At 69.5% G+C, this 20297-nt stretch carries 18 protein-coding genes; 6 read left to right on the plus strand and 12 right to left on the minus strand.

The window, feature by feature from the left end; all coding sequences use genetic code 11:
• Positions 1-41: 41 nt before the first annotated feature.
• Entirely contained in the window at positions 42-2381 is a 2340-nt protein-coding gene (locus BM342_RS19725; protein ID WP_092963636.1) for a prealbumin-like fold domain-containing protein, read from the minus strand.
• 141 nt (positions 2382-2522) lie between these two features.
• Positions 2523-3410 carry an aldo/keto reductase gene (locus BM342_RS00845; protein WP_092963638.1) on the minus strand — a complete coding sequence of 296 codons (888 nt, stop codon included), beginning with the start codon at positions 3408-3410 and terminating at the stop codon, positions 2523-2525.
• Positions 3411-3568: 158 nt separating this feature from the next.
• Between BM342_RS00845 and BM342_RS00850 the strand changes: the two genes are divergently transcribed.
• Complete coding sequence (locus BM342_RS00850; protein WP_092963640.1) at positions 3569-3964, plus strand: tautomerase family protein; 396 nt, start codon at positions 3569-3571, stop codon at positions 3962-3964.
• Positions 3965-4048: 84 nt separating this feature from the next.
• Here BM342_RS00850 and BM342_RS00855 read toward each other — a convergent pair whose 3' ends face one another.
• Positions 4049-4804, minus strand: a complete 756-nt coding sequence (locus BM342_RS00855; RefSeq protein WP_092963642.1) for a formylglycine-generating enzyme family protein — start codon at positions 4802-4804, stop codon at positions 4049-4051.
• Positions 4801-6282, minus strand: a complete 1482-nt coding sequence (locus tag BM342_RS00860; RefSeq protein ID WP_092963644.1) for an MATE family efflux transporter — start codon at positions 6280-6282, stop codon at positions 4801-4803. The genes BM342_RS00855 and BM342_RS00860 overlap by 4 nt, the downstream gene beginning before the upstream one ends.
• A gap of 144 nt (positions 6283-6426) precedes the next feature.
• On the opposite strand from BM342_RS00860, the gene BM342_RS00865 reads away from it, so the two are divergent.
• Positions 6427-6876, plus strand: coding sequence for a hypothetical protein (locus tag BM342_RS00865; RefSeq protein ID WP_092963646.1), 450 nt, complete (start codon positions 6427-6429; stop codon positions 6874-6876).
• Between the two features lie 55 nt (positions 6877-6931).
• Here BM342_RS00865 and BM342_RS00870 read toward each other — a convergent pair whose 3' ends face one another.
• Together BM342_RS00870 and BM342_RS00875 are read right to left on the minus strand one after the other, a co-directional pair.
• A complete protein-coding gene (locus BM342_RS00870; RefSeq protein ID WP_092963648.1) occupies positions 6932-7321 on the minus strand; it encodes an HsmA family protein in 390 nt (129 codons plus the stop codon).
• Positions 7322-7400: 79 nt separating this feature from the next.
• The gene (locus BM342_RS00875; RefSeq protein ID WP_092963650.1) at positions 7401-8375 is read right to left on the minus strand and encodes a helix-turn-helix transcriptional regulator; all 975 of its coding nucleotides are present in this window, start codon (positions 8373-8375) and stop codon (positions 7401-7403) included.
• Positions 8376-8429: 54 nt separating this feature from the next.
• Here BM342_RS00875 and BM342_RS00880 point away from each other — a divergent pair, with 54 nt between their 5' ends.
• Positions 8430-9626: an epoxide hydrolase family protein gene (locus BM342_RS00880; RefSeq protein WP_092963652.1), complete on the plus strand. Its 1197-nt coding sequence runs from the start codon at positions 8430-8432 to the stop codon at positions 9624-9626.
• Between the two features lie 28 nt (positions 9627-9654).
• Here BM342_RS00880 and dnaB read toward each other — a convergent pair whose 3' ends face one another.
• The 6 genes from dnaB to BM342_RS00910 form a co-directional block, all read right to left on the minus strand.
• Positions 9655-11028: a replicative DNA helicase gene (gene dnaB / locus BM342_RS00885; protein ID WP_092966333.1), complete on the minus strand. Its 1374-nt coding sequence runs from the start codon at positions 11026-11028 to the stop codon at positions 9655-9657.
• Positions 11029-11516: 488 nt separating this feature from the next.
• The gene (gene rplI / locus BM342_RS00890) at positions 11517-11969 is read right to left on the minus strand and encodes a 50S ribosomal protein L9 (RefSeq protein ID WP_092963654.1); all 453 of its coding nucleotides are present in this window, start codon (positions 11967-11969) and stop codon (positions 11517-11519) included.
• An 11-nt stretch (positions 11970-11980) separates the two neighbouring features.
• On the minus strand, positions 11981-12241 hold the full coding sequence (gene rpsR, locus BM342_RS00895; RefSeq protein ID WP_022889097.1) for a 30S ribosomal protein S18: 261 nt from the start codon (positions 12239-12241) through the stop codon (positions 11981-11983).
• Positions 12242-12318: 77 nt separating this feature from the next.
• Positions 12319-12840, minus strand: coding sequence for a single-stranded DNA-binding protein (locus BM342_RS00900; RefSeq protein ID WP_092963656.1), 522 nt, complete (start codon positions 12838-12840; stop codon positions 12319-12321).
• A gap of 5 nt (positions 12841-12845) precedes the next feature.
• Entirely contained in the window at positions 12846-13217 is a 372-nt protein-coding gene (rpsF, locus tag BM342_RS00905; protein ID WP_092963658.1) for a 30S ribosomal protein S6, read from the minus strand.
• Positions 13218-13390: 173 nt separating this feature from the next.
• Positions 13391-14821, minus strand: a complete 1431-nt coding sequence (locus BM342_RS00910; protein WP_092966335.1) for a CCA tRNA nucleotidyltransferase — start codon at positions 14819-14821, stop codon at positions 13391-13393.
• Positions 14822-14969: 148 nt separating this feature from the next.
• Here BM342_RS00910 and BM342_RS00915 point away from each other — a divergent pair, with 148 nt between their 5' ends.
• The 3 genes from BM342_RS00915 (at position 14970) to trxB (ending at position 20290) form a co-directional block, all read left to right on the plus strand.
• Positions 14970-17492 carry a DUF6049 family protein gene (locus BM342_RS00915; protein ID WP_143109715.1) on the plus strand — a complete coding sequence of 841 codons (2523 nt, stop codon included), beginning with the start codon at positions 14970-14972 and terminating at the stop codon, positions 17490-17492.
• Positions 17485-19110 (plus strand): murein biosynthesis integral membrane protein MurJ, encoded by a 1626-nt coding sequence (gene murJ, locus BM342_RS00920; RefSeq protein ID WP_092963662.1) that lies wholly within the window; start codon positions 17485-17487, stop codon positions 19108-19110. The genes BM342_RS00915 and murJ overlap by 8 nt, the downstream gene beginning before the upstream one ends.
• Positions 19111-19315: 205 nt before the next feature.
• Complete coding sequence (gene trxB, locus BM342_RS00925; RefSeq protein ID WP_092966337.1) at positions 19316-20290, plus strand: thioredoxin-disulfide reductase; 975 nt, start codon at positions 19316-19318, stop codon at positions 20288-20290.
• Positions 20291-20297: the final 7 nt, after the last annotated feature.

Raw genomic sequence — 20297 nt, forward strand, 5'->3', positions numbered from 1 at the left:
CAGCCGCTTGACAGCACGTGCGGGCGTGATCGCTGCGGGCGTCAGCCGCGGGCGCGTCGCCGGCGTCGCTCGACCGTAGCGAGCACCAGGCCACCGGCCAGCAGCGCCGCGGCGCCGGCCGTGAGGAACGCCACGCCATCGACGCCCGAAAATGCGAGGCCGGAACCCGACGGCGGCGTGGTCGCCGGGGTCGTCGCCGGGGTCGTCGCCGGGGTCGTCGGCGTGGGAGTCGGCGTCGGCGTCGGCGTCGGCGTCGGCGCCACGAACACGTTGTCGATCGTCACCACGACAGACGTGCCCTGCGAGACCGGGAAGTTCGCCGACGGGGGGTCGAGCACGACCGGCGGCCCGCCGTCGACCGAGTACGACGCGGTCGTGGTCACGTCGACCCCGTCGGCGGCACCCGTGCTCTGCTCCAGCACCCGGCACTGCTCGTTGCCGAGCACCACTGCCGGTCCGACCTCGCGTTCAGCCTCGCCGGCGGGCACCTCGAACGCGTAGAGCGAGTCGGGCGTGCACTGCACCTCGAACAGTGCGGCGTCGGGGCGCAGTGCGAGGTCGGGCGATGTGCGCTTCACGATGTCGAGCGAACCCGCGGGGAGGAACTCGTTCGTGAAGTCGCAGACCGCGTCCGGGTTCTCGGCCGTCAGCACGACCGTCGCGCTCGATCGCACGAGATCGGCCGTGAAGTCGTTCGGCCCGCAGTCGACCGCGGTCGTGATCCAGGAGCCTTGGGCGCTCGGCGCGGGCAACAGCTCCTGGATGCCGTAGGTCGCCGCCGGATCCACGATGAGCGCATCGGGTGCGTCGCCCACCCAGTCCACGTCGGTCGCCGTCTCAGGGGTCTCGGTCGTGACCTCGCCGGTGTACACCAGCTCGCCCGGCGCATCGGGGCCATTGTCGGGCTGGAGCTCGGTCACCTCGAACGACGCGGACCCGGCGACCGGCGTCGTCGTCTTGCGGATCTCGATCGAGCCGCCCGGCGTGAACTCGTTGACGACGACGCAGTCGAACGGTTCACCCACCGAGAGGTCCACGCTGCCGGTGCGCTCGAGACCGTTCGCGGTGATCGGCACCGGCTCGTCGTTGCACTCGGCGCTCAGCGCCTCCCAACTGCCGGCGGCCGTCGGGCCCGGCAGCGTCTCGGTCACCGTGTAGGTGCCCGGCACCGCGCCGAGGCTGTCGACCACCACGGCCTCCTCGCCCGCGAAGGTCGTCGTGACCGAGGCGGTCCGATCCTCCGTCGGAGCGGGTCCGTCGATCGAGAACGGGAACGTGCCCCCGGCGCCCAGCGTGATCTTGCGGAGGGTTCCGGGCCCGCTGAGGTCGCGCGTGTTCGTGAACGTGCACGTCACGGTGTCCCCGGCGCCGAGCCTGACGGCGACCGAGCCCGTCTCGGCGTCGACCGTCAATTCGCTCGTCGACTGCGACGACGTGCATACGGGGTCGCTCGCGGGCGACCAGCCCGCGACATCCGCCTCGGTGAACTCCCATGCCGGGTCGTCGGGACCGACGGCGCCGCGGATGAACGTCTGCGAAGCCGCCGTGGTCGACGTCGGCGAGAGCGTGAAGTCGGTGACGCCGTCGCCGTTCGTGTCGCCGTACGAGAGGTTTCCGTCGTAGCGGAACGTCGTGCCGCCGATGTTGTCGGGGGCGAGCTGCTTGCGCACGATGATGGTGCCGGATTCGGGCGGGGGCGTGACCGCGTAGTAGTAGCAGAACACGTGCGTCTGCTGCGAGGCGAAGGTGACGTACTCGACGTTGTCGCCGTTGTAGGCATCCTGCGAACAGCGCAGCGCAGCGTAGCCGTACTGCTCCTGCTGCCCGTTGAGCGGCGAGGTCGGCGTGCCGCCCTGCACCCAGAGGCGGCCGCCCGTGCGCACGACCTCCGCCTGCGCGGGATCGAGCTCGACCGTGACCGCACCCTCGATCGTGCCGCCGTTGGGCTGGCCGGCGGCGTTCAGCTCTGGCGTCGACGCCTGCGTGACCACGTCGGTCGCGTACGCGTCGGTGACGGTGCTGAGGTTCAAGGTGGCCGGGGTCTTTCCCGTGTACCACTCGCCGATCGTGAAGCGCCAGCCGTCGAGCGGTCGGCAGTTCGGCGAGCCCGCGACCTCGTCGGCGACCGTGATGATGCCGTTGCTCGGATACGTCGTGTCGGGCCCGAGGTCGCGCAGGGACTCCTGGATGTTGTTCCTGGCCTTGTTCGCCATGACGTCGGTGTACTCGTCGCACTGGCGCGCCACGTACGTGACGAGCAGCGGGCGCACCGGTTCGGCGGTCGGCGCGATGACGATCGCCGACGCCGCGGCCGGCACCACGAACACGCCGACCAACCCCAGCGCTGCGACGATGGCGAACGTGCGACCCCGAACCCGCATGGAACCCCCTGATCCTGACGGTGTCCCCAACGTACCGTCGAGCACCGGCCGGCGGTAGAGCGACGGGTTCGGGGGGTTCGGCCTGCCGGCGCACGGCGGACACCGCCGGCATCCGCCGGCATCCGCCGGCCGCTGCCGGAATCAGGCCTCGGGAACCGGCATGCCGAACCGCTCGAGCGTGATGTCGACCGGCTCGGGGCCGCGCCGCACGCCGACGTCGAGGGCGTCGATGCGCGCGAGCTCGTCATCGGTCAGCTCGAAGTCGAACACGTCGAAGTTCTCGGCGATGCGGCCGGGGCTGACCGACTTCGGAATCGCCGAGCGGCCCTCCTGCAGGTGCCAGCGCAGCATGACCTGAGCAGGCGACTTGCCGTGCGCCGCCGCGATCTCGGCGATGGTCGGGTCGTCGAGCGTGCTGCCTCCCTGGCCCTCGCGATAGAAGGTGATGCCGCCGATCGGCGACCACGCCTGGTTCAGGATCCCGTGCTCCGCATCGAGCGCGAGCACCTCGCGCTGCTGGAAGAACGGATGCACCTCGATCTGGTTGACGGTCGGGACGACCTCGGCGACCGCGAGCAATGACTCGAGGTGCTCGGGCATGAAGTTGCTCACGCCGATCGCGCGCACCCGGCCGTCGGCATGCAGCCGCTCGAGCCCCCGGTACGCCTCGAGCGTGCGGTCGAAGGCCGTCGGCAGCGGCTGGTGCAGGATCAACAGGTCGATCTGGTCGAGGCCGAGCTTGCCGGCCGACTTGTCGAACGCGTGCAGGGTCTCGTCGTAGCCGTAGTCGCTGATCCAGACCTTCGTCTCGATGAAGAGGTCGTCGCGGTCGATGCCCGAGGCTGCGATCGCGTGGCCCACCTCGCGCTCGTTCTGGTAGGCCGCCGCCGTGTCGACGTGCCGGTAGCCCACCCGCAGCGCCTCGGCGACCGCGGCCTCGGTCTCGGCGGGTGCGGACTGGTAGACGCCGAAGCCCAGCGAGGGCATCTCGACGCCGTTGTTCAACGTGAGGGAGGGGATGATGCTCATGGACTCGACGCTACGCTCGCCGTCCGCGCGCCGGGAGGCCCCGTCGGTACCCGTCTCCTCGTTCCCATCCTTCCGGGATCCCCGTCGGGTCGCGCCCGGCCCCTAGTCTGGGCACGGGTCCCTGACCCAACCCCCACCGCCGACGAACGGAGTCCGCCATGCCAGCCGCCCTGATCGAGGTGCGCCGCGCGTACACCGTCGACGAGGAGGTCGCGATCATGGACGCCGTGCATGCGGCGCTCGTCGAGGCGTTCCGCATCCCGCCCGAAGACCGCGACGTGCGCCTGATCGCACATGCACCGCACCGGTTCGCCTGCTCGCCCGAGCTCGCCCGCCCCGAGTTGCGCACGCTGGTCACGATCGACTGCTTCGCCGGTCGCTCGGCCGAGGCCAAGCGCGCGCTCTACGCCGCCGTCGTCGACCGGCTCGAACCGCTGGGCATCCCGCGCGACCACGTCACGACGATCGTGCACGACATCCCCCGCGAGAGCTGGGGTCTCATGGGCGGCATCGCGGCGAGCGACCACGATCTCGGGTTCGACGTCGAGATCTGAGCGGATGCCGGTGGCGCGCGTTCCGCCGCGGGGCGGTCGGCCGCGGCATCCGCTCGTCCTCGTGGTTCGGCCCCGGCGCTTCGGTCAGCGTTCGGACCGACCGAGCGGGGTCCATCCGAACGGCACGGGCCCCGAGACATCCGCCCGCTCCTCATCGGCGGCCGCCGACCAGCCCTGGGCCGCATCGACGCCGTCGAACCCGCCGCGGGCGACGCGGAAGCCGAGGTCGTCGTGGTGCATGCGCGGTGCGCCGCCGCGACGAGCCGACGCCCGCACGTTCCACGCGTCGTCGGCGAACCCACCGCCGCGGAAGACGCGGTAGTCGTCGTACCTGGCCGGGTCGAGCAGGTCCCAGCACCACTCCCAGACGTTGCCGAGCGTGTCGAACAGGCCGAAGAGATTCGGATGCCGGCCGCCGACGTTCTGCGCCGAACCCACCCCGTCGGCGCTCGTCCACGCGATCTCGCGCAGCGGGCCGTAGTGCGGGGCGGTCGACCCCGCGCGGCACGCGAGCTCCCACTCGGACTCGGTCGGCAGACGGTATCCGTCGGAGTCGACGTGCCAGGTCACCTGTTCACCGTCGAACGAGTACGCCGGGTCGAGGCCCTCCCACTCGGAGGCCGCGTTGCAGAACCGCACGGCGCGCAACCAGCTGACGTCCACCGCTGGGCGCCGCGGATGCCCGGCCGTGATGCCGAGCATCTCCGCGAGCTGCTCCTGCGTGACCGCGTAGACGCCGATCTCGAACGCCTCGAGCTCGACCGTGCGATGGAGCTTGCGACGGGCGTCGTGCAACGTCACCGCACCCGCGGGGATGCGCGCCATCTCGAGGTCGGTCACCGAGGCAGTCTCGCACGCCGTTCGCTCTGGCCGGCCGGCTCGACGATCGGGATCGACGACGTGACCACCGCGTCGACGACCATCGAGCCGTCGGTCGGGCCGATGATCGCGATCGCCGTCGTCTCGGTCGGAACCGCGGGCTGCACGGGCAGCTTCGCGAGCCGTCGGTGCTCGCGCACGTAGGCCGGCACGAGCAGCAGGACCGCGCCGACCCACGCGAGCGGGTTGCTCAGCACGACGCCGACGAACCCGATGAGGCTGCCGAGCACGACTGCGGCGGCCACGCGCATGACGAGTTCGACGACGCCCGTCACCGTGGGCACGAGCGTGTGCCCGAGGCCCTGCAGGGCTCCTCGCAGCACGAAGAGCACGCCGAGCGCCGTGTAGCTCAGTCCGTTGATCACGAGCATGAGCGTCGCCTGGTGCACGACCGCGTCCGATCCGTCGCCCACGAAGAGCCGCACGATCGGCGTGCCGAACGCCACGAGCAGCGCGCCGAGCACGAGCCCGAACGCGATCGACATCCAGGTCGCCTGCACGACACCACGCCGGATGCGGTCGGGCCGCCCGCCGCCGAGGTTCTGGGCGGCGTACATCGACACGGCGAGGCCGAGCGACTGCAGCAGCGCGACCGCGAGGCCGTCGACGCGCGATGCGGTCGTGTAGGCGGCGACCGCGTCGGAGCCGAGTTCGTTGAGGGCGACCTGCACGGCCAGCGTGCCGATGGCGATGATCGACGCCTGGAAGCCCATCGGCAGGCCGAGCCGCAGGTGTTCGGCCAGGTCGGCGCGCGTGATGAGCCAGTCGGCCCTGCGCAGGTGCAGCACCGGCACGCGGCGCCGCACGTACTCGAGGCACATGAGCACCGAGACGGCCTGGGCGACGACGGTCGCGAGCGCGGCCCCGCCGACGCCCCAGTCGAGCGGGCCCACCATGAGCACCACGAGTCCGACGTTCAGGGCGCACGCGATGCTGAGGAAGACGAGCGGTGTACGGGAGTCGCCGATCGACCTGATGATCGCCGACAGGTAGTTGAACGCCATCATCGTCGAGGCACCGAGAAAGCTGACCTGCGTGTAGATCGTCGCCTCGTCGAGCAGTTCGGGCGGAGTCTGCATGAGCTCGAGCGCCGGCCGCGCGATGAGCGGTGCGACGACCGTGAGGAGCAGGCTCAGGATGCCGGTGAGCAGCGTCCCGGCCGCGACGGACCGCCGCACGGCCGCGTGGTCGCGCGCGCCGAACGCCTGCGCGGTCGGGATCGCGAAGCCTGAGGTCACGCCCCAGGCGAACCCGAGCAGCAGGAAGAGGAGGCTGCCCGTCGCGCCGACCGCGGCGAGCGAGTCGACGCCGAGGTGTCGCCCCACCACGATCGCATCGGCGAACTGGTAGAGCTGCTGCACCACGTTGCCGATCAGCAGCGGGATCGAGAAGAGGAGGATGACGCGCCAGGGGCGTCCCGTGGTCAGGGCGGTGGACATCGGTGGTGGCTTTCGCGGACGGGTGCGGTCGGGATGGGCGGTCCGCTCGGGCACCGCATCCCACAGTCTATCGAATCGATTCGATTTCGACAGCCCCGGCTCCCACGGGTTTGCGATGTCGGTGGCAGGCCCGATGCTCGCTCCATGAGCGATTTCGACTTCCTGTACGGCGAATGGACGGTCGCCAACCGGCGCCTGCGCCACCTGTTCGTCGGCAGCGACGAGTGGGACGAGTTCCCTGCGACCTCGTGGGCGCGGCCGCTGCTCGACGGGGTCGGCAATGTCGACGAGATGCACTGCCCGACGCAGGGCTGGTCGGGCGCGAGCATCCGGTTCCAGGACCAGCAGACCGGGGAGTGGTCGATCTACTGGGCCAACAGCAGTACGGGCACGCTCTTTCCGCCCGTCATCGGTCGATTCACCGACGGGCGCGGCGACTTCTACGGCGATGACACCCACGAGGGCCTGCCGATCAAGGCGCACTTCACCTGGTCGGACATCACGCCCGATTCGGCAAGGTGGCAGCAGGAGTTCTCGCGCGACGGCGGCGAGACCTGGGAGTGCAACTGGGTCATGGAGTTCAGCCGGGTCTAGCGTCCGGCCCGGCCATCGTGCGCGGTCGAACCGAGGCGCGGCTCGACCGCACCGGTCACATCATCGCGGTCGCGGCCCCGGCGATGTACGGCACGAGCCAGATGATCCAGACGACGAGGCTGAAGCGGTGGAACACCTGCTTCTCGCTCGGCCGGTTGCGCACCAGCACGATCACCGCCCAGACGAGGTGGATCGCCATGAGCACGATCGCGATCAGCCCCGTCACCGCCATCAGGGTGTCGAGCGGACCTGCGGCGACGCCCTCCGCTCGACGTTCACCGGCGATCGCGCTCATCAGGAGCGTTCCCGTGGTGTCTGCGGCAAGGCCGAGGGCGAAGAAGCCCGCGTGCCACCACTTGAGCGTGCGCTGGATGTGCTCGGCCCAGACACCGACGGTGTAGAACACGAGCGCGAGGGTGATGATGACGATGGCGAGGGTCAGCATGTGGCCGAGCGTAGTGCGAGGCACCCGCCGCCAGCACCCGACTTTCGGATGACGGCGCGGTTGCGCACCGGGGCCCAGGCTACGAGGAGAGGCGTCGATCCGGGCTCGCTGCGGCGTATCGCCGGGCGAGCGCCTGGATCGCCTCGGTCAGTTCGGCCGGGCCGTCGACGGTGAAGTCCTCGTCGAGCAGGGCGAGGTACACCGCGACGGTCATGGGATGGTCGGCGCCGGTGATCAGGACGCAGCGCTCGTCGTCGATCGCCTCGACGAGGCCGACCGAGGGATCGATCTTCTCGGCGACGACGGTGGCCGGCGCGTGCACGAGGACGCGGGCCCTGAACCGCCACCCGGCTGACGCGACGCCGCGCAGCACGTAGCCGGCGACGTCGTCGGCAGGCAGGCCGCGGGGCTCGAACCGTCGCCGGGTCGGCTGACGCAGGGTCATGCGGTCGACGCGGAAGCTGCGCCAGTCGTCGCGCTCGAGGTCGAACCCCACGAGGTACCAGCGGCGGCCCCAGCTGACGAGCCGGTACGGCTCCACCCGTCGAAGCGAGGCCTCGCCCTGGAACGGCGTGTACTCGAACCTCAGCCACTCGGTGCGCTGCACCGCCTGGGCGATCGTGGCGAGCGTCGGGGACTCGACGCGCGGCCCGCGGTCGCGGGCCTGCGGGGCGGTCGCCGCGGCCATCGCGTTCACCTGCTCGGCCAACTGACGCGGCAGCACGTGCTCGAGCTTCGCGAGAGCCCGCGCCGCGCTCGCGTCGATGTCGGCGACGGCGTTCGAGGTGACCTGGTGCAGCGCGATCGCGACGGCGATGCCCTCGTCGTCGTCGAGCATCAACGGCGGCAGGTCGGTGGCGCGGTCGAGGCGGTAACCGCCCGCTCGCCCGCTGGTGGCGTCGATGACGTAGCCGAGTTCGCGCAGGCGCCCGATATCCGAGCGGATCGTGCGGGTCGAGACATCCAGTCGGCCGGCGAGTTCGGTCGCCGACCAGTCGGGCCGCTGCCGGAGCAGCGCGAGCACCTGCAGCACGCGTGTCGCGGTCTGTTTCACGGGTCCCTCGATTCGCGGAAGCCATTCTTCCGCATTCATTTCTACCGTGAGGGCATGACGAACAGCGAGCCGAACGCCGGCATCAACCAGACCAGCTTCCCGACCACCGAGGCGAGCGACGACCAGGTCAGCCCGTTCACGTTCTCGATCCCCGCCGCGGATCTCCACGACCTGCACGAGCGTCTCGACCGCACGAGGTACACGACCGAGGTTCCGGGCGGCGACCCGGCGTACGGCGCGAGCCTCACCAAGGTGCGCGAGATGGCCGAGTACTGGCGAAACGAGTTCGACTGGCGCGCCGTCGAGGCGCGACTCGCCGCGTTCCCGCACTTCACGACGACCATCGACGGGCAGCCGATCCACTTCCTGCACGTGCGCTCGGCTGAGCCGAACGCCTTCCCGATCGTGCTCACGCACGGCTGGCCGGGGTCGTTCGCCGAGTTCGCCGACATGATCGGGCCGCTCGTCGACCCGGTCGCGCACGGCGGCCGCGCTGAGGACGCCTTCCACGTGGTGGTGCCGAGCTTCCCGGGCTACGCCTTCAGCGGCCCGGTCACCGAGGCCGGCTGGGGGTCCGCCCGCGTCGCGAAGGCGTGGGACACGCTCATGCAGCGACTCGGGTACGCGCGGTACGGCGCGCACGGCGGTGACGGCGGATCGTTCGTCGGTCGGGAGCTCGGAATCCTCGCCCCCGAGGGGCTCGTCGGCACCCACGTGCTGCAGCTGTTCTCCTTTCCGAGCGGCGACCCCGCCGAGTTCGAGCAGCTCGGACCGAAGGACTTCGAGGCGCTCGAGATCCTGAAGGACTTCGGCGAGATCTCGGCGTTCGCGTCGCTGCAGTCGACCAGGCCGCAGACGCTCGCGCACGCCCTCGCCGACTCCCCGGTCGGTCAGCTCGCCTGGAACGAGTTGATGGCGACGTTCGACCGGCCGACGGAGCTCAGCCGCGACCAGATCCTCACCCACGTCTCGCTGTACTGGTTCACCAACACCGCGGGCTCGTCGGCGCGCCAGTACAAGGAGGACGCGCGGTTCAACGCCGGCGAGGGCGTCGGCGCGCGGATCAACCACGCACCGACGGGCGTCTCGATCTTCAAGAACGACTTCCGGTCGATCCGCGTGTTCGCCGAGCGCGACAACGATCGGATCGTGTTCTGGAAGGAGCACGAGGTCGGCGGCCACTTCGCCGCCATGGAGGTGCCCGAGGTGCTCGTCGGCGACCTGCGCGAGTTCTTCCGCCCCCTGCGATGACCTGAAGTCACGGCTGGGAGCCGCGGTGCTACGCCTGCACCATGTCGGCGAACCGCGAGAAGTGGCCGTGGAACGCGACCGTGATGGTGCGGGTCGGGCCGTTGCGGTGCTTGGCCACGATCAGGTCGGCCTCGCCGGCACGGGGGCTGTCGCGCTCGTAGGCGGCCTCGCGGTGCAGCAGGATCACCATGTCGGCGTCCTGCTCGATCGAGCCCGACTCGCGCAGGTCGCTGAGCGCGGGCATCTTGTCGGCGCGCTGCTCGGGGCCACGGTTCAGCTGCGACAGGGCGATGACGGGAACCTGGAGCTCCTTCGCGAGCAGCTTCAGCGCACGCGAGAACTCCGAGACCTCCTGCTGGCGGCTCTCGACGCGCTTGCCGCTCGTCATGAGCTGCAGGTAGTCGATGACCACCATCTTGAGGCCCACGCGCTGCTTGAGACGACGGCACTTCGCGCGGATCTCGACGAGCGTCATGTTGGGGGAGTCGTCGATGTAGAGGGGCGAGTCGTTGATGCGGCCGCGGGTCGACGCGATGGTGGTCCAGTCGCGGGAGTCGACCGTTCCCTTGCGCATGTTCTGCAGGGGAACGGATGCCTCGGCCGAGAGCAGGCGCATGGCGATCTCGCTCTTGCCCATCTCGAGGCTGAAGAACACGGCGGGCATGTCGTTGGTGATCGCGGCCGCGCGGGCGAAGTCGAGCGCGAGCGTCGACTTTCCCATGGCGGGGCGAGCGGCGACGATGATCATCTGGCCGGGATGGAACCCGTTCGTCAGGTCGTCGAGATCGGCGAATCCGGTCGGCACTCCGGTGAACTTGCCGTCGGTGTGCGAAGCCGCCTCGATCTCGTCGAAGGCCGCGGCCACCGCGTCGGAGAGGGGCACGTAGTCTTCGGTCTCGACCGATCCGGTGACGGAGTAGATCTCGGCCTGCGCGTTGTTGACGAGGTCGACGACCTCGCCCTCGCCCTGGTAGCCCATCTGCACGATGCGGGTGCCGGCTTCGACGAGGCGGCGGAGCAGCGCGCGCTCGGCCACGATCGACGAGTAGAAGCCGGCGTTGGCCGCCGTCGGCACGAGGCTCGTGAGCGTGTGCAGGTACTCGACGCCGCCCGCGCGCTGCAGTTCGCCGGTCTTGGTGAGCTCGTCGGTGACCGCGATGACGTCGGTCGGCTCGCCGTGGGAGTAGAGCGTGAGGATCGCGTTGAACACGACCTCGTGCTTGGGCACGTAGAAGTCGACGCCGCGGACCGTCTCGATCACGTCGGCGACGGCGTCTTTCGAGAGCATCATGCCGCCGAGGGCGCTCTGCTCGGCGAGGAGGTCGTGCGGGGGAACGCGTTCGCCGCGGCGGGCTTCACCGTCGTCGGCCGGTTCGGCGAGCCCGATATGCGCGATCGACAACTCCATGACCTCCGGTTCCAGCCCTCGGGCCGCATGCGTGCGCGCCCACGACCGAGTCTCGGCGGAACCACTGACATGGGGTTCCGACACTCGAGAATCCAGGTGATCGAAGGACGCTGCTTCACGATATGGAAGTGATCTCCACAGCACAACCCAGCCTGTGGATAACTCTGGGGAGAATCTGGGCGAAACGCCGCGGAACATGTGCAATCAGCCTGTGGATATCTGTGGAAATAGTGTGAATTACACGGGTTGAATTTAGACCTGATCAGGAATTTACGCTTTCCACACCTGTGTGGAAAAAGTTCTTGAGAACTCCACGTCTCCCCACACCCCACCTGTGCACAACAGTCACAGGCAACACTGAAGATTCCTTGCGTTCGGGCACCTGCCGACGCGGGAATCCGCCGCTTCGAGGCACCACGCGAGGAACGCGAAACGGCGGTCCGGGCCGAAGCCCGAACCGCCGTTCGTCGTGCGTGCGCGAATTACTTCGCGGCGACCACCTGGAGGGTGATCGTGGCCGAGAGCTCGTCGTGCAGGCGCACGACGGCCTCGTGGTCGCCGATCGACTTGATCGGCGTGGTGATCGTGACCTTGCGCTTGTCGACCGAGCCGAGGCCTGCGGCCTCGACTGCAGCTGCGACATCCGAGGTCTTGACGGAACCGAAGAGGCGACCGCCGACGCCGGCCTTGACGGCCAGCTTGACCTTGCCCGACTCGAGCTTGGCCTTGAGGGCCTGCGCGTCTTCGAGCGAGTGCAGAGCGCGAGCCGCACGGGCGGCCTTGATCTGGTCGACCTGCTTCTCGCCACCGCGGGTCCACGGAGTCGCGAAGCCCTGGGGAACGAGGTAGTTGCGTGCGTAGCCGTTCTTGACCTCGACCACGTCGCCGGCGGCACCGAGGCCGGAGACCTCGTGCGTGAGAATAACCTTTGCCATTGTCGTGCTCCTTAGCGGCCGGAGCCCGAGTAGGGCAGGAGGGCCATCTCGCGCGCGTTCTTCACGGCGCGGGCGATGAGGCGCTGCTCCTGCACGGAGACACCGGTGATGCGGCGGGCGCGGATCTTTCCACGCTCCGAGATGAACTTGCGAAGGGTCGCAACGTCCTTGTAGTCGATGATGCCGACCTTGATCGACTTCGCCGGGGCGGCGTTCTTCGCGCCCTTCCCGCGGCTCGGCTTGCGGCGATCGCCGCTGCTCTTTCCAGCCATTGGATTTCCTGTCTGATTGAAAAACGATGTGTGATCGGATGCCGCGGCTGGCGGCACACGTTCACCGGCCGTGAGGCCTAGAAGGGCGTCTCGTCGCCGTAGTTCGTTCCGGGCGTGTTCCACACGTCGCCGCCGCCCGACTGGGCTGCAGGAGCGCTGGGGGCCCAAGCGTCGTCGGACTGACCGCCGCCGCCCCCGTAGGAGTTGCCGCCGCCGCCGACCGCACCGCGGTTGGACTGTGCACGCGTGATGGAAGCCGTTGCGTACCGGAGCGAGGGACCGATCTCGTCGATCTCCAGCTCGATGGTGGTGCGCTTCTCGCCTTCCTTCGTCTCGTAGGAACGCTGCTTGAGACGTCCGGTAGCGATGACCCGGGAACCCTTGGTGAGTGAACCCGCCACGTGCTCGGCGAATTCACGCCAGCAGCTCGCGCGCAGGAACAGCGCTTCGCCGTCCTTCCACTCGTTCGCCTGACGGTCGAACGTACGGGGAGTGGAAGCGATGGTGAAGTTGGCAACCGCCAGACCGCCCTGCGTGTAACGCAGTTCGGGATCTGCCGTGAGGTTGCCCACCACGGTGATGATGGTCTCGCCTGCCATGGGGACTAGGCGTCCTTCTTGGCCGAAGCGGCAGCCTTCTTGGCGGCCTTCTCTTCCTGAGCCTTCGCGTGAGCGGCGACCTGGGCGATGCCCTCTTCGGCGCGAAGCACCTTCGTGCGCATGACTGCCTCGCTGAGGTTCAGCTGGCGGTCGAGCTCATCGGTGGTCTTGGACTCAGCGGTGAAGTCGACGACGGCGTAGATGCCTTCGTTCTTCTTGTTGATCTCGTAGGCCAGGCGACGCTTTCCCCAGATGTCGACCTTGTCGACGGTGCCGCCATCATTGCGGATGACGTTGAGGAACTTGTCGAGGCTGGGAGCAACGGTGCGCTCATCGATCTCGGGATCGAGGATAACCATCAGCTCGTACTGGTGCATGACTAACCCACCTCCTTCGGACTCAAACGGCTGCAGGATCTCTGCAGCAGGAGGGTTGTGCATACGCCGCCCGAGGAGGCCTCACATTCGAGGCGCACGGGCAACCTTGACAGTCTAACGGATGCTGCGTGCCGACGCCATTCGAGTGCATGGACCCCGTTCGGTGCGCCGGGTCAGGCGTCGCGGGCCGCCCACCATGCGCGCAGGCGCTGCTCGGCGACATCCGCTCCGATGGGGCCCTCGTCGAGCCGCACCTCGAGCAGGTACCGGTAGGCCTCGCCGACGACCGGTCCGGGCGGAATGGCGAGCAGGCGCATGATGTCCGCACCGTCGAGTTCGGGGCGCACGGCTGCGAGCTCCTCCTCTTCGGCGAGCACGGCGATGCGCTCCTCGAGGTCGTCGTAGGCGAATCCGAGGCGGTCCGCCTTGCGCCGGTTGCGGGTCGTGACATCCGCCCGGGTGAGGATGTGCAGGCGCTCGAGCTGGTCGCCCGCGTCGCGCACGTAGCGTCGAACGGCCGAGTCGGTCCACGCGGCATCCGCATAGCCGAAGAACCGCAGGTGCAACTCGATGAGGCGCGAGACCGCGGCGATCGTGTCGTTGTCGAAGCGCAGCTCGCGCAGTCGCTTGCGGGCGAGCTTCGCGCCGACGACGTCGTGGTGGTGGAACGACACCGCACCGCCCGACTCGAGGCGGCGCGTGTTCGGCTTGCCGATGTCGTGGAGCAGCGCCGCGAGGCGCACGACGAGGTCGGGGGAGTCGAGGTTGCCGCGCGAGACCTCGTAGTCGATGGCCTGGTCGAGCACGGTCAGCGAGTGCTCGTAGACGTCCTTGTGGTGGTGGTGCTCGTCGACCTCGAGGCGAAGGGCCGGCACCTCGGGCAGCACGCGCTCGGCGAGGCCCGATTCGACGAGCAGGCGGATGCCGCCGCGGGGCGACGACGTGAGCAGCAGCTTCGAGAGCTCGTCGCGCACGCGTTCGGCCGAGATCCGGTCGATCTCGGGAGCGAGGGTCGTGAGCGCTGCACGCGTGCCCTCCTCGACCTCGAACCCGAGCTGCGCCGAGAAGCGCGCGGCGCGCAGCATGCGCAGCGGGTCGTCGCCGAACGAACGCTCGGGCGCCGCAGGCGTGCGCAGCGTCTGCGCGAGCAGGTCCTCGACACCGCCCGTCGGGTCGACGAGCTCGAGCTTCGGAAGCCGCAGTGCGAGCGAGTTGACCGTGAAGTCGCGGCGCACGAGGTCGCCCTCGAGGCTGTCGCCGAAGACCACCTCGGGCTTGCGCGACGCACCGTCGTAGGCGTCGGCGCGGTAGGTCGTGATCTCGACCTGCTCGCCCGCGATCTTCGCGCCGATCGTGCCGAAGGCGCGACCGATGTCCCAGTGCGCCTCGGCGATCGGCTTCACGACCGCGAGGATCTCGTCCGGCGTGGCGTCGGTCGTGAAATCGAGGTCGTTGACCGCCCGGCCGAGGAACGCGTCGCGAACCGGGCCGCCGACGAGGGCCAGCTCGAACCCGGCCCGCTCGAACGCCGAGGCGAGCTTCGAGACCGTCGGCGACGAGGCGAGCTCGCCCAGACGTTCAAGGGCTGCCGCGACACTCTGCATGTGCTCCATGTTAAGCGGGACGGATGCCGCGGGCGGCTCGCTCGCTCGACCGCACCGCCCGCGGGCCTGCCGGCCTGCTGCATCCGCTCCTCGGCGAAGCTGTGCAAACACGCACAATCGGGGGCCTGCCACGCCGTAGAATCCCTGCATGGCCGACTCGAATGCTGCGCGTCGTCGCGCCCGCAGGCGAGTCGGTTCCACCGGCGCGACAGGCGTGCGCCGCACCCTCATCGTCACTGGCGCCTGCGTCGCCGCCGCGACCCTGGCGCTCCTGCCGTTGAGCACGGCCACCGATGCCGACGGGCCCGTGCACGATTTCCGAGACGTGCTGTTCGGCACCGAGAACGCCACAGATCCAGAGGCCGCCTCCGACGCCGGCGCTTCGAGCAGCACGTCCATGCTGCGCTCGGTCGACCCCGAAGGCGGAGCCGAGGGCGTGGTGCTGAGCATCGCGCCGACGCTGGCCTCGACCTTCACGCTCGGCACCGCAGAGACGCCGGTCACGATCATGGTCGAACTCGAGAACCGCAGCGGGGGCTCCGTCGCCGCTGGCGAGGTCCGCCTCGTGCGCGCGTCGTCGTCGATCGACGACGACGCCGAGCTCGACGCGTGGCTCGCCGCCCCGAGCACCGGCTCCGGATTCGGGTCGAGCAGCATCGTCCTCGGTGAGGCGGCATCGCGGCCCGTCGCGGCCGGCGGCACCACCCAGGTCGCGTTTACGGTTCCCTCCTCGGCGTTCGCCGACATCGCGGGCTCGCCGGTCATCGGCATCGGCGCCGAACTGGTCAGCGGCGAGACGGTCACCTCGACGGGCACCGCGTCCTTCGCGAACACGGCCGTCCCCTCGACCGGCACGCCGCTCGCCATGGTCGCGCCGATCACCGTGCCGGCGTCGTCCTCGGGCCTCATCGCCAGCGAAGACCTCGAGGCCTGGACCTCGGCCACCGGGCTGCTCACGCGACAGCTCGACGCGCTCGACGGCCGCCAGATCGCGATCGGCATCGACCCCCGGATCATCGCCTCGATCCGCGCGCTCGGCACCTCCGCCCCGCCGAGCGCCACCGAATGGCTCGGCCGTCTCGCCGCCGTTCCGAACGAGACGTTCCCCCTGGCCTACGCCGACGCCGACCTCGCGCTGCAGGCCCAGATCGGGCTCTCCGCACCGCTGCTGCCGACTTCGTTCGCCGACGTGCTCGATCCCGACCTGTTCGTCGCCGACCCGACGACCGAGCAGGGCACCGGGCAAGACGACGCCGAAGCCGCGGCGGCCGAGCCGACCGACCCGACGGCGACCCCGACTGCGCCGCCGACAGACGGCGCCCCGACCGTTCCGAGCACCGAAGAGCTGCTCTCCTGGTCGTACACGCGCACCGACATCGCGTGGCCGGGCGACACCACCGTCTCCACCGGCAACCTCTCGTTCTTCAACGCCGCTGGACTCACGACCACGGTGCTCGACGCCTCGAACGTCGCCCCGCTCGCGGGGGCCCGCGCCTCCGCCCTGGTCGACGGCGGCACCGCGATCGTGTCCGACGCGGAGATCACCGAGGCCATCCGGGCCGGGTCCATGGCCGAGACCGACCTCGAGCTGCGCGACGCCGCAGGCGAGGTGCTGGCACGCGCTGCGCTCGACGCGGACCCGAGCTCCGCGAGTGCGCCGCTGCTCGCGACGTTCGGCCGCCAAGACGGCCAGGTCTCCGACCGCCTCGGCGACCTGGTCGATGAGATCGCGACGAACCAGTTCGTGACGCTCACCGGGCTCGCGCAGGCCATCGGCGCCCCGCCGACGCCCCGCACCCTGGTCGACTCGAGCGAGGCCGAGTCCCGCCGTGCGCTGGCCTCGGACATGGTGTCGGTCGAGACCGAGGTAGACGAGTTCGCCACGGTGCTCGACGAGCCGACCGACCTCACCGGACCGGTTCGCCGAGACCTGCTCGCCCTGCTCGACGTCGGCTGGCTCGACCGGTCCACCGAGTGGAGCAGCGCATCCTTCGACTGGCTGGCCGCGCAGCACGACGTCGTCGACTCGATCTCGGTCGTGCCGAGCAGCACCGTCCTCGTCGTCGCGAGCGAGACCGGCATCCCGATCACCGTGCAGAACGCCTCGGTGTTCCCGGTCACGGTCGAGGTCGTCGTCGAGCCCTCCAACGGGCGCCTCGTCGTCGACGAGCCCGTGCAGGTGACCGTCGAGCCCGAGTCCCGCAACACCGTGAGCGTGCCCGTCGCGGCCGGCGTCGGCAACGGAGAAGTGCGCCTCGCCGTGTCCCTGCGCTCCGTCACCGGCGTATCGGTCGGCTCGACGGTCGTGATCACCGCCGACGTCCGCGCCGATTGGGAGGGGCTCGGCGCGACGTTCCTCGCAGGCGTCCTCGTGCTCGTCTTCGGCATCGGCCTCTGGCGCAACATCCGCCGCCGTCGCCGTGCACGGGCAGCGGATGCCTCGACGGCCAAAGGCGCCTCGACCGACGCCGACCCGATCGTCCCCGCCGACGAAACCAGTGACGAGCCCACGCACCAACCCGGCGACGAACCCGCCGCGGAGCCGAGCGGCGAAGCGGCGGCGACCGAGGCCGATGCCGAGACGCACGCCGGGGCACCCGCACCGTCCGCGGGTACCGCGGCCGTCGACCCTTCCGAACCCACCGAAACGAGCGAACGCCGCGATGACTGAAGACCGCATCGGGCGCGCGAGCCTGTTCCTCGCATCCGGAACGATCGTCTCGCGAGTCCTCGGCTTCGTGAAGGCGATCGTGCTCGCCTCGACGATCGGTGCGGCCGGGGCTGGCGCGAACGCGTTCGCGATCGCCAACCAGCTGCCGAACACGATCTACGTGGTCGTCGCCGGTGGCGTGCTCAGCGCCGTCATCGTGCCCCTGATCGTTCGCGCCGGTCGACACGACGACGGCGGCGCCGCGTACATCAACAAGCTCATCACGCTCGGCATGGTGGTCCTGGCCGCAGCGACCCTGCTCGCGCTCGCGCTCGCACCGGTGCTCACGTTCCTGATCGGCGGCACGCGCCTGTCGCCCGCGACGCTCGCCCTGGCGATCTCCTTCGCCTGGTGGTGCCTTCCGCAGATCTTCTTCTACGGCCTCTACTCGCTGCTCGGAGAGGTGCTCAACGCGCGGCGGGTGTTCGGGCCGTTCACCTGGGTTCCGGTGCTCAACAACATCGTGGCCCTGATCGGTCTCGTCGCGATGATCGCCATCTACGGCGCTGATCCGAGCGGTGCACGAAGCGCGAGCGACTGGTCATCCGGAATGGTCGCCCTGCTCGCAGGGTCGGCAACACTCGGCGTCGCCTCGCAAGCCCTGATCCTCTTCGTGTTCTGGCGACGAGCCGGCCTCCACTATCGGCCCGATTTCGGCTGGCGCGGCATCGGCCTTCGCGCCACAGGCAAGCTCGCCGGCTGGACCTTCGGCATGCTGCTGCTGTCGACGTTCGCCGGAATCATCGAGACCAACGTCTCGGGCGGTTCCGCTGATTCGCGCGACGAGGCGTCGATCGCGGTGCTGCAGAACGCCTGGCTGATCTTCATGCTGCCGCATTCGGTGATCACGGTCTCGATCGCGACCGCGTACTTCACGCGGATGAGCGAGCACGCCGCCGTCGACAAGCTCGACGAGGTGCGAACCGACGTGTCGAGTGCGATCCGCGGCGTGACGGTCATCATCGCCCTCGCAGCGATCGGCCTCATGGTCGTCGCGTACCCCTTCGCCTCGTTGTTCACGGACTCGTTCACGCTCACGGCGGCGATGGGCAACGTGATCATCGCCTACGTCGCGGGCCTGGTCGGGTTCAGCATCCTCTTCATCTTGCAGCGCACGTTCTATGCCCTCCACGACACGAAGACGCCCTTCTTCTTCACCCTGTTCCAGGTCGTCCTGTTCACGATCGGCGCGCTCTCGTGCATCGCCCTGCCCAGCGAGTGGACGGCGTTCGGCATCGCCCTCGTCACGACCCTCGCAGGAACGGCCCAGCTCATCCTCGCCGCGTGGCTGCTCCGCCGACGGCTCGGCACCCTCGACGGCCGTCGGATCGCCATCGCGCTCGGGCGATCGGCGCTCGCGCTCATCCTCCCGGCGATCGCCGGAGTCGCACTGCTCGTGGCGCTCGGGGGACTGACCTCAGGCGGCTATGCGGTCTCGAGCTTCGTCGGCAGCCTCGTCTCGATGGTCATCATCGGCGTCGTGATGTCCGGCCTCTACTTCGGCGGACTGTGGTTGCTGCGCTCTCCCGAGTTCCGCGGCTTCGCCGAGCCGGTCATCGCCCGCCTGCGCCGCAGCTGAGCACCGCCGCCCGCCCCGAAGGCACTCGCGATCGCCGCCTCGGGGTGGTGCTGCCGTCCGACGCGCGTCGAGGCATCCGTCACATACCGCGTGCGCCCCGGGCTCCGGAATACGCGACGCCTAGACTGTGTTGACCATGTCGGTGCCTCCGATCGACTCGATCGATCCGGAAGCCACGAACCACCGAACGACGACAGGAGCTTCCTTGCGCGACATCATCATCATCGGCTCGGGTCCCGCGGGCTTCACCGCGGCGATCTACGCAGCCCGCGCAGAACTCAAGCCCCTGCTCATCGCGAGCTCCGTCGAGATCGGCGGCGAGCTGATGAACACGACCGAGGTCGAGAACTTCCCCGGCTTCCCCGAGGGCATCATGGGCCCCGACCTCATGGGCAAGCTCCAGGCGCAGGCGGAGCGCTTCGGCACCGAGGTCGTCTACGACGACGTCGTGTCGCTCGACATCGACGGCCCCGTCAAGCGCGTCACGCTCGGCAACGGCGAGACCCACGAGGCCGCAGCGCTCATCTACGCGACCGGCTCGGCCTACCGCAAGCTCGGCCTCCCCGAAGAAGACATCCTCTCGGGCCACGGCCTCTCGTGGTGCGCGACGTGCGACGGCTTCTTCTTCCGCCAGAAGACCATTGCGGTCGTCGGCGGCGGCGACTCGGCCATGGAAGAGGCGACCTTCCTCACTCGCTTCGCCGACAAGGTCTACGTGATCCACCGCCGCGACTCGCTCAAGGCGTCGAAGATCATGCAGCAGCGCGCGGCCGACAACGAGAAGATCGAGTTCGTCTGGAACTCCGAGGTCGCCGCGATCCAGGGTGAGACCGCCGTCACCGGTGTCACCCTTCGCGACACGATCACCGGCGAAGAGCGCCTGCTCGAGCTCGACGGCCTGTTCGTCGCGATCGGCAACGACCCCCGCACGCACCTCGTGCACGGCAAGCTCGATCTCACGCCCGAGGGCACCATCTGGGTCGACGGGCGCACGTCGAAGACCTCACTGCCCGGCGTGTTCGCCGCCGGCGATGTCATCGACCCGCACTACCGTCAGGCCATCACGGCCGCCGGCTCCGGCACGGTCGCTGCGCTCGACGCCGAGCACTACCTCGCGGCGCAGGGCAACACGGTCGCCGCCGAAGCGCTGCTCGAGAACGAATTCGCCGCGGTCGACTGACCCGCGA

Origin of the sequence: Agromyces sp. CF514 (assembly GCF_900113185.1) — a bacterium.
Taxonomy (GTDB): domain Bacteria; phylum Actinomycetota; class Actinomycetes; order Actinomycetales; family Microbacteriaceae; genus Agromyces.

Excerpts from the sequence above, each read along its gene's own strand:
- BM342_RS00850 (WP_092963640.1), top strand. The coding sequence starts at position 3,569 with ATGCCAGCCGCCCTGATCGAGGTGCGCCGCGCGTACACCGTCGACGAG.
- rpsR (WP_022889097.1), bottom strand. The coding sequence starts at position 12,241 with ATGGCTGGAAAGAGCAGCGGCGATCGCCGCAAGCCGAGCCGCGGGAAG.
- BM342_RS00860 (WP_092963644.1), bottom strand. The coding sequence starts at position 6,282 with ATGTCCACCGCCCTGACCACGGGACGCCCCTGGCGCGTCATCCTCCTC.
- BM342_RS00910 (WP_092966335.1), bottom strand. The coding sequence starts at position 14,821 with ATGCAGAGTGTCGCGGCAGCCCTTGAACGTCTGGGCGAGCTCGCCTCG.
- BM342_RS00865 (WP_092963646.1), top strand. The coding sequence starts at position 6,427 with ATGAGCGATTTCGACTTCCTGTACGGCGAATGGACGGTCGCCAACCGG.
- BM342_RS00845 (WP_092963638.1), bottom strand. The coding sequence starts at position 3,410 with ATGAGCATCATCCCCTCCCTCACGTTGAACAACGGCGTCGAGATGCCC.
- murJ (WP_092963662.1), top strand. The coding sequence starts at position 17,485 with ATGACTGAAGACCGCATCGGGCGCGCGAGCCTGTTCCTCGCATCCGGA.
- BM342_RS00870 (WP_092963648.1), bottom strand. The coding sequence starts at position 7,321 with ATGCTGACCCTCGCCATCGTCATCATCACCCTCGCGCTCGTGTTCTAC.
- rplI (WP_092963654.1), bottom strand. The coding sequence starts at position 11,969 with ATGGCAAAGGTTATTCTCACGCACGAGGTCTCCGGCCTCGGTGCCGCC.
- BM342_RS00900 (WP_092963656.1), bottom strand. The coding sequence starts at position 12,840 with ATGGCAGGCGAGACCATCATCACCGTGGTGGGCAACCTCACGGCAGAT.
- BM342_RS00915 (WP_143109715.1), top strand. The coding sequence starts at position 14,970 with ATGGCCGACTCGAATGCTGCGCGTCGTCGCGCCCGCAGGCGAGTCGGT.
- rpsF (WP_092963658.1), bottom strand. The coding sequence starts at position 13,217 with ATGCACCAGTACGAGCTGATGGTTATCCTCGATCCCGAGATCGATGAG.
- BM342_RS19725 (WP_092963636.1), bottom strand. The coding sequence starts at position 2,381 with ATGCGGGTTCGGGGTCGCACGTTCGCCATCGTCGCAGCGCTGGGGTTG.
- BM342_RS00880 (WP_092963652.1), top strand. The coding sequence starts at position 8,430 with ATGACGAACAGCGAGCCGAACGCCGGCATCAACCAGACCAGCTTCCCG.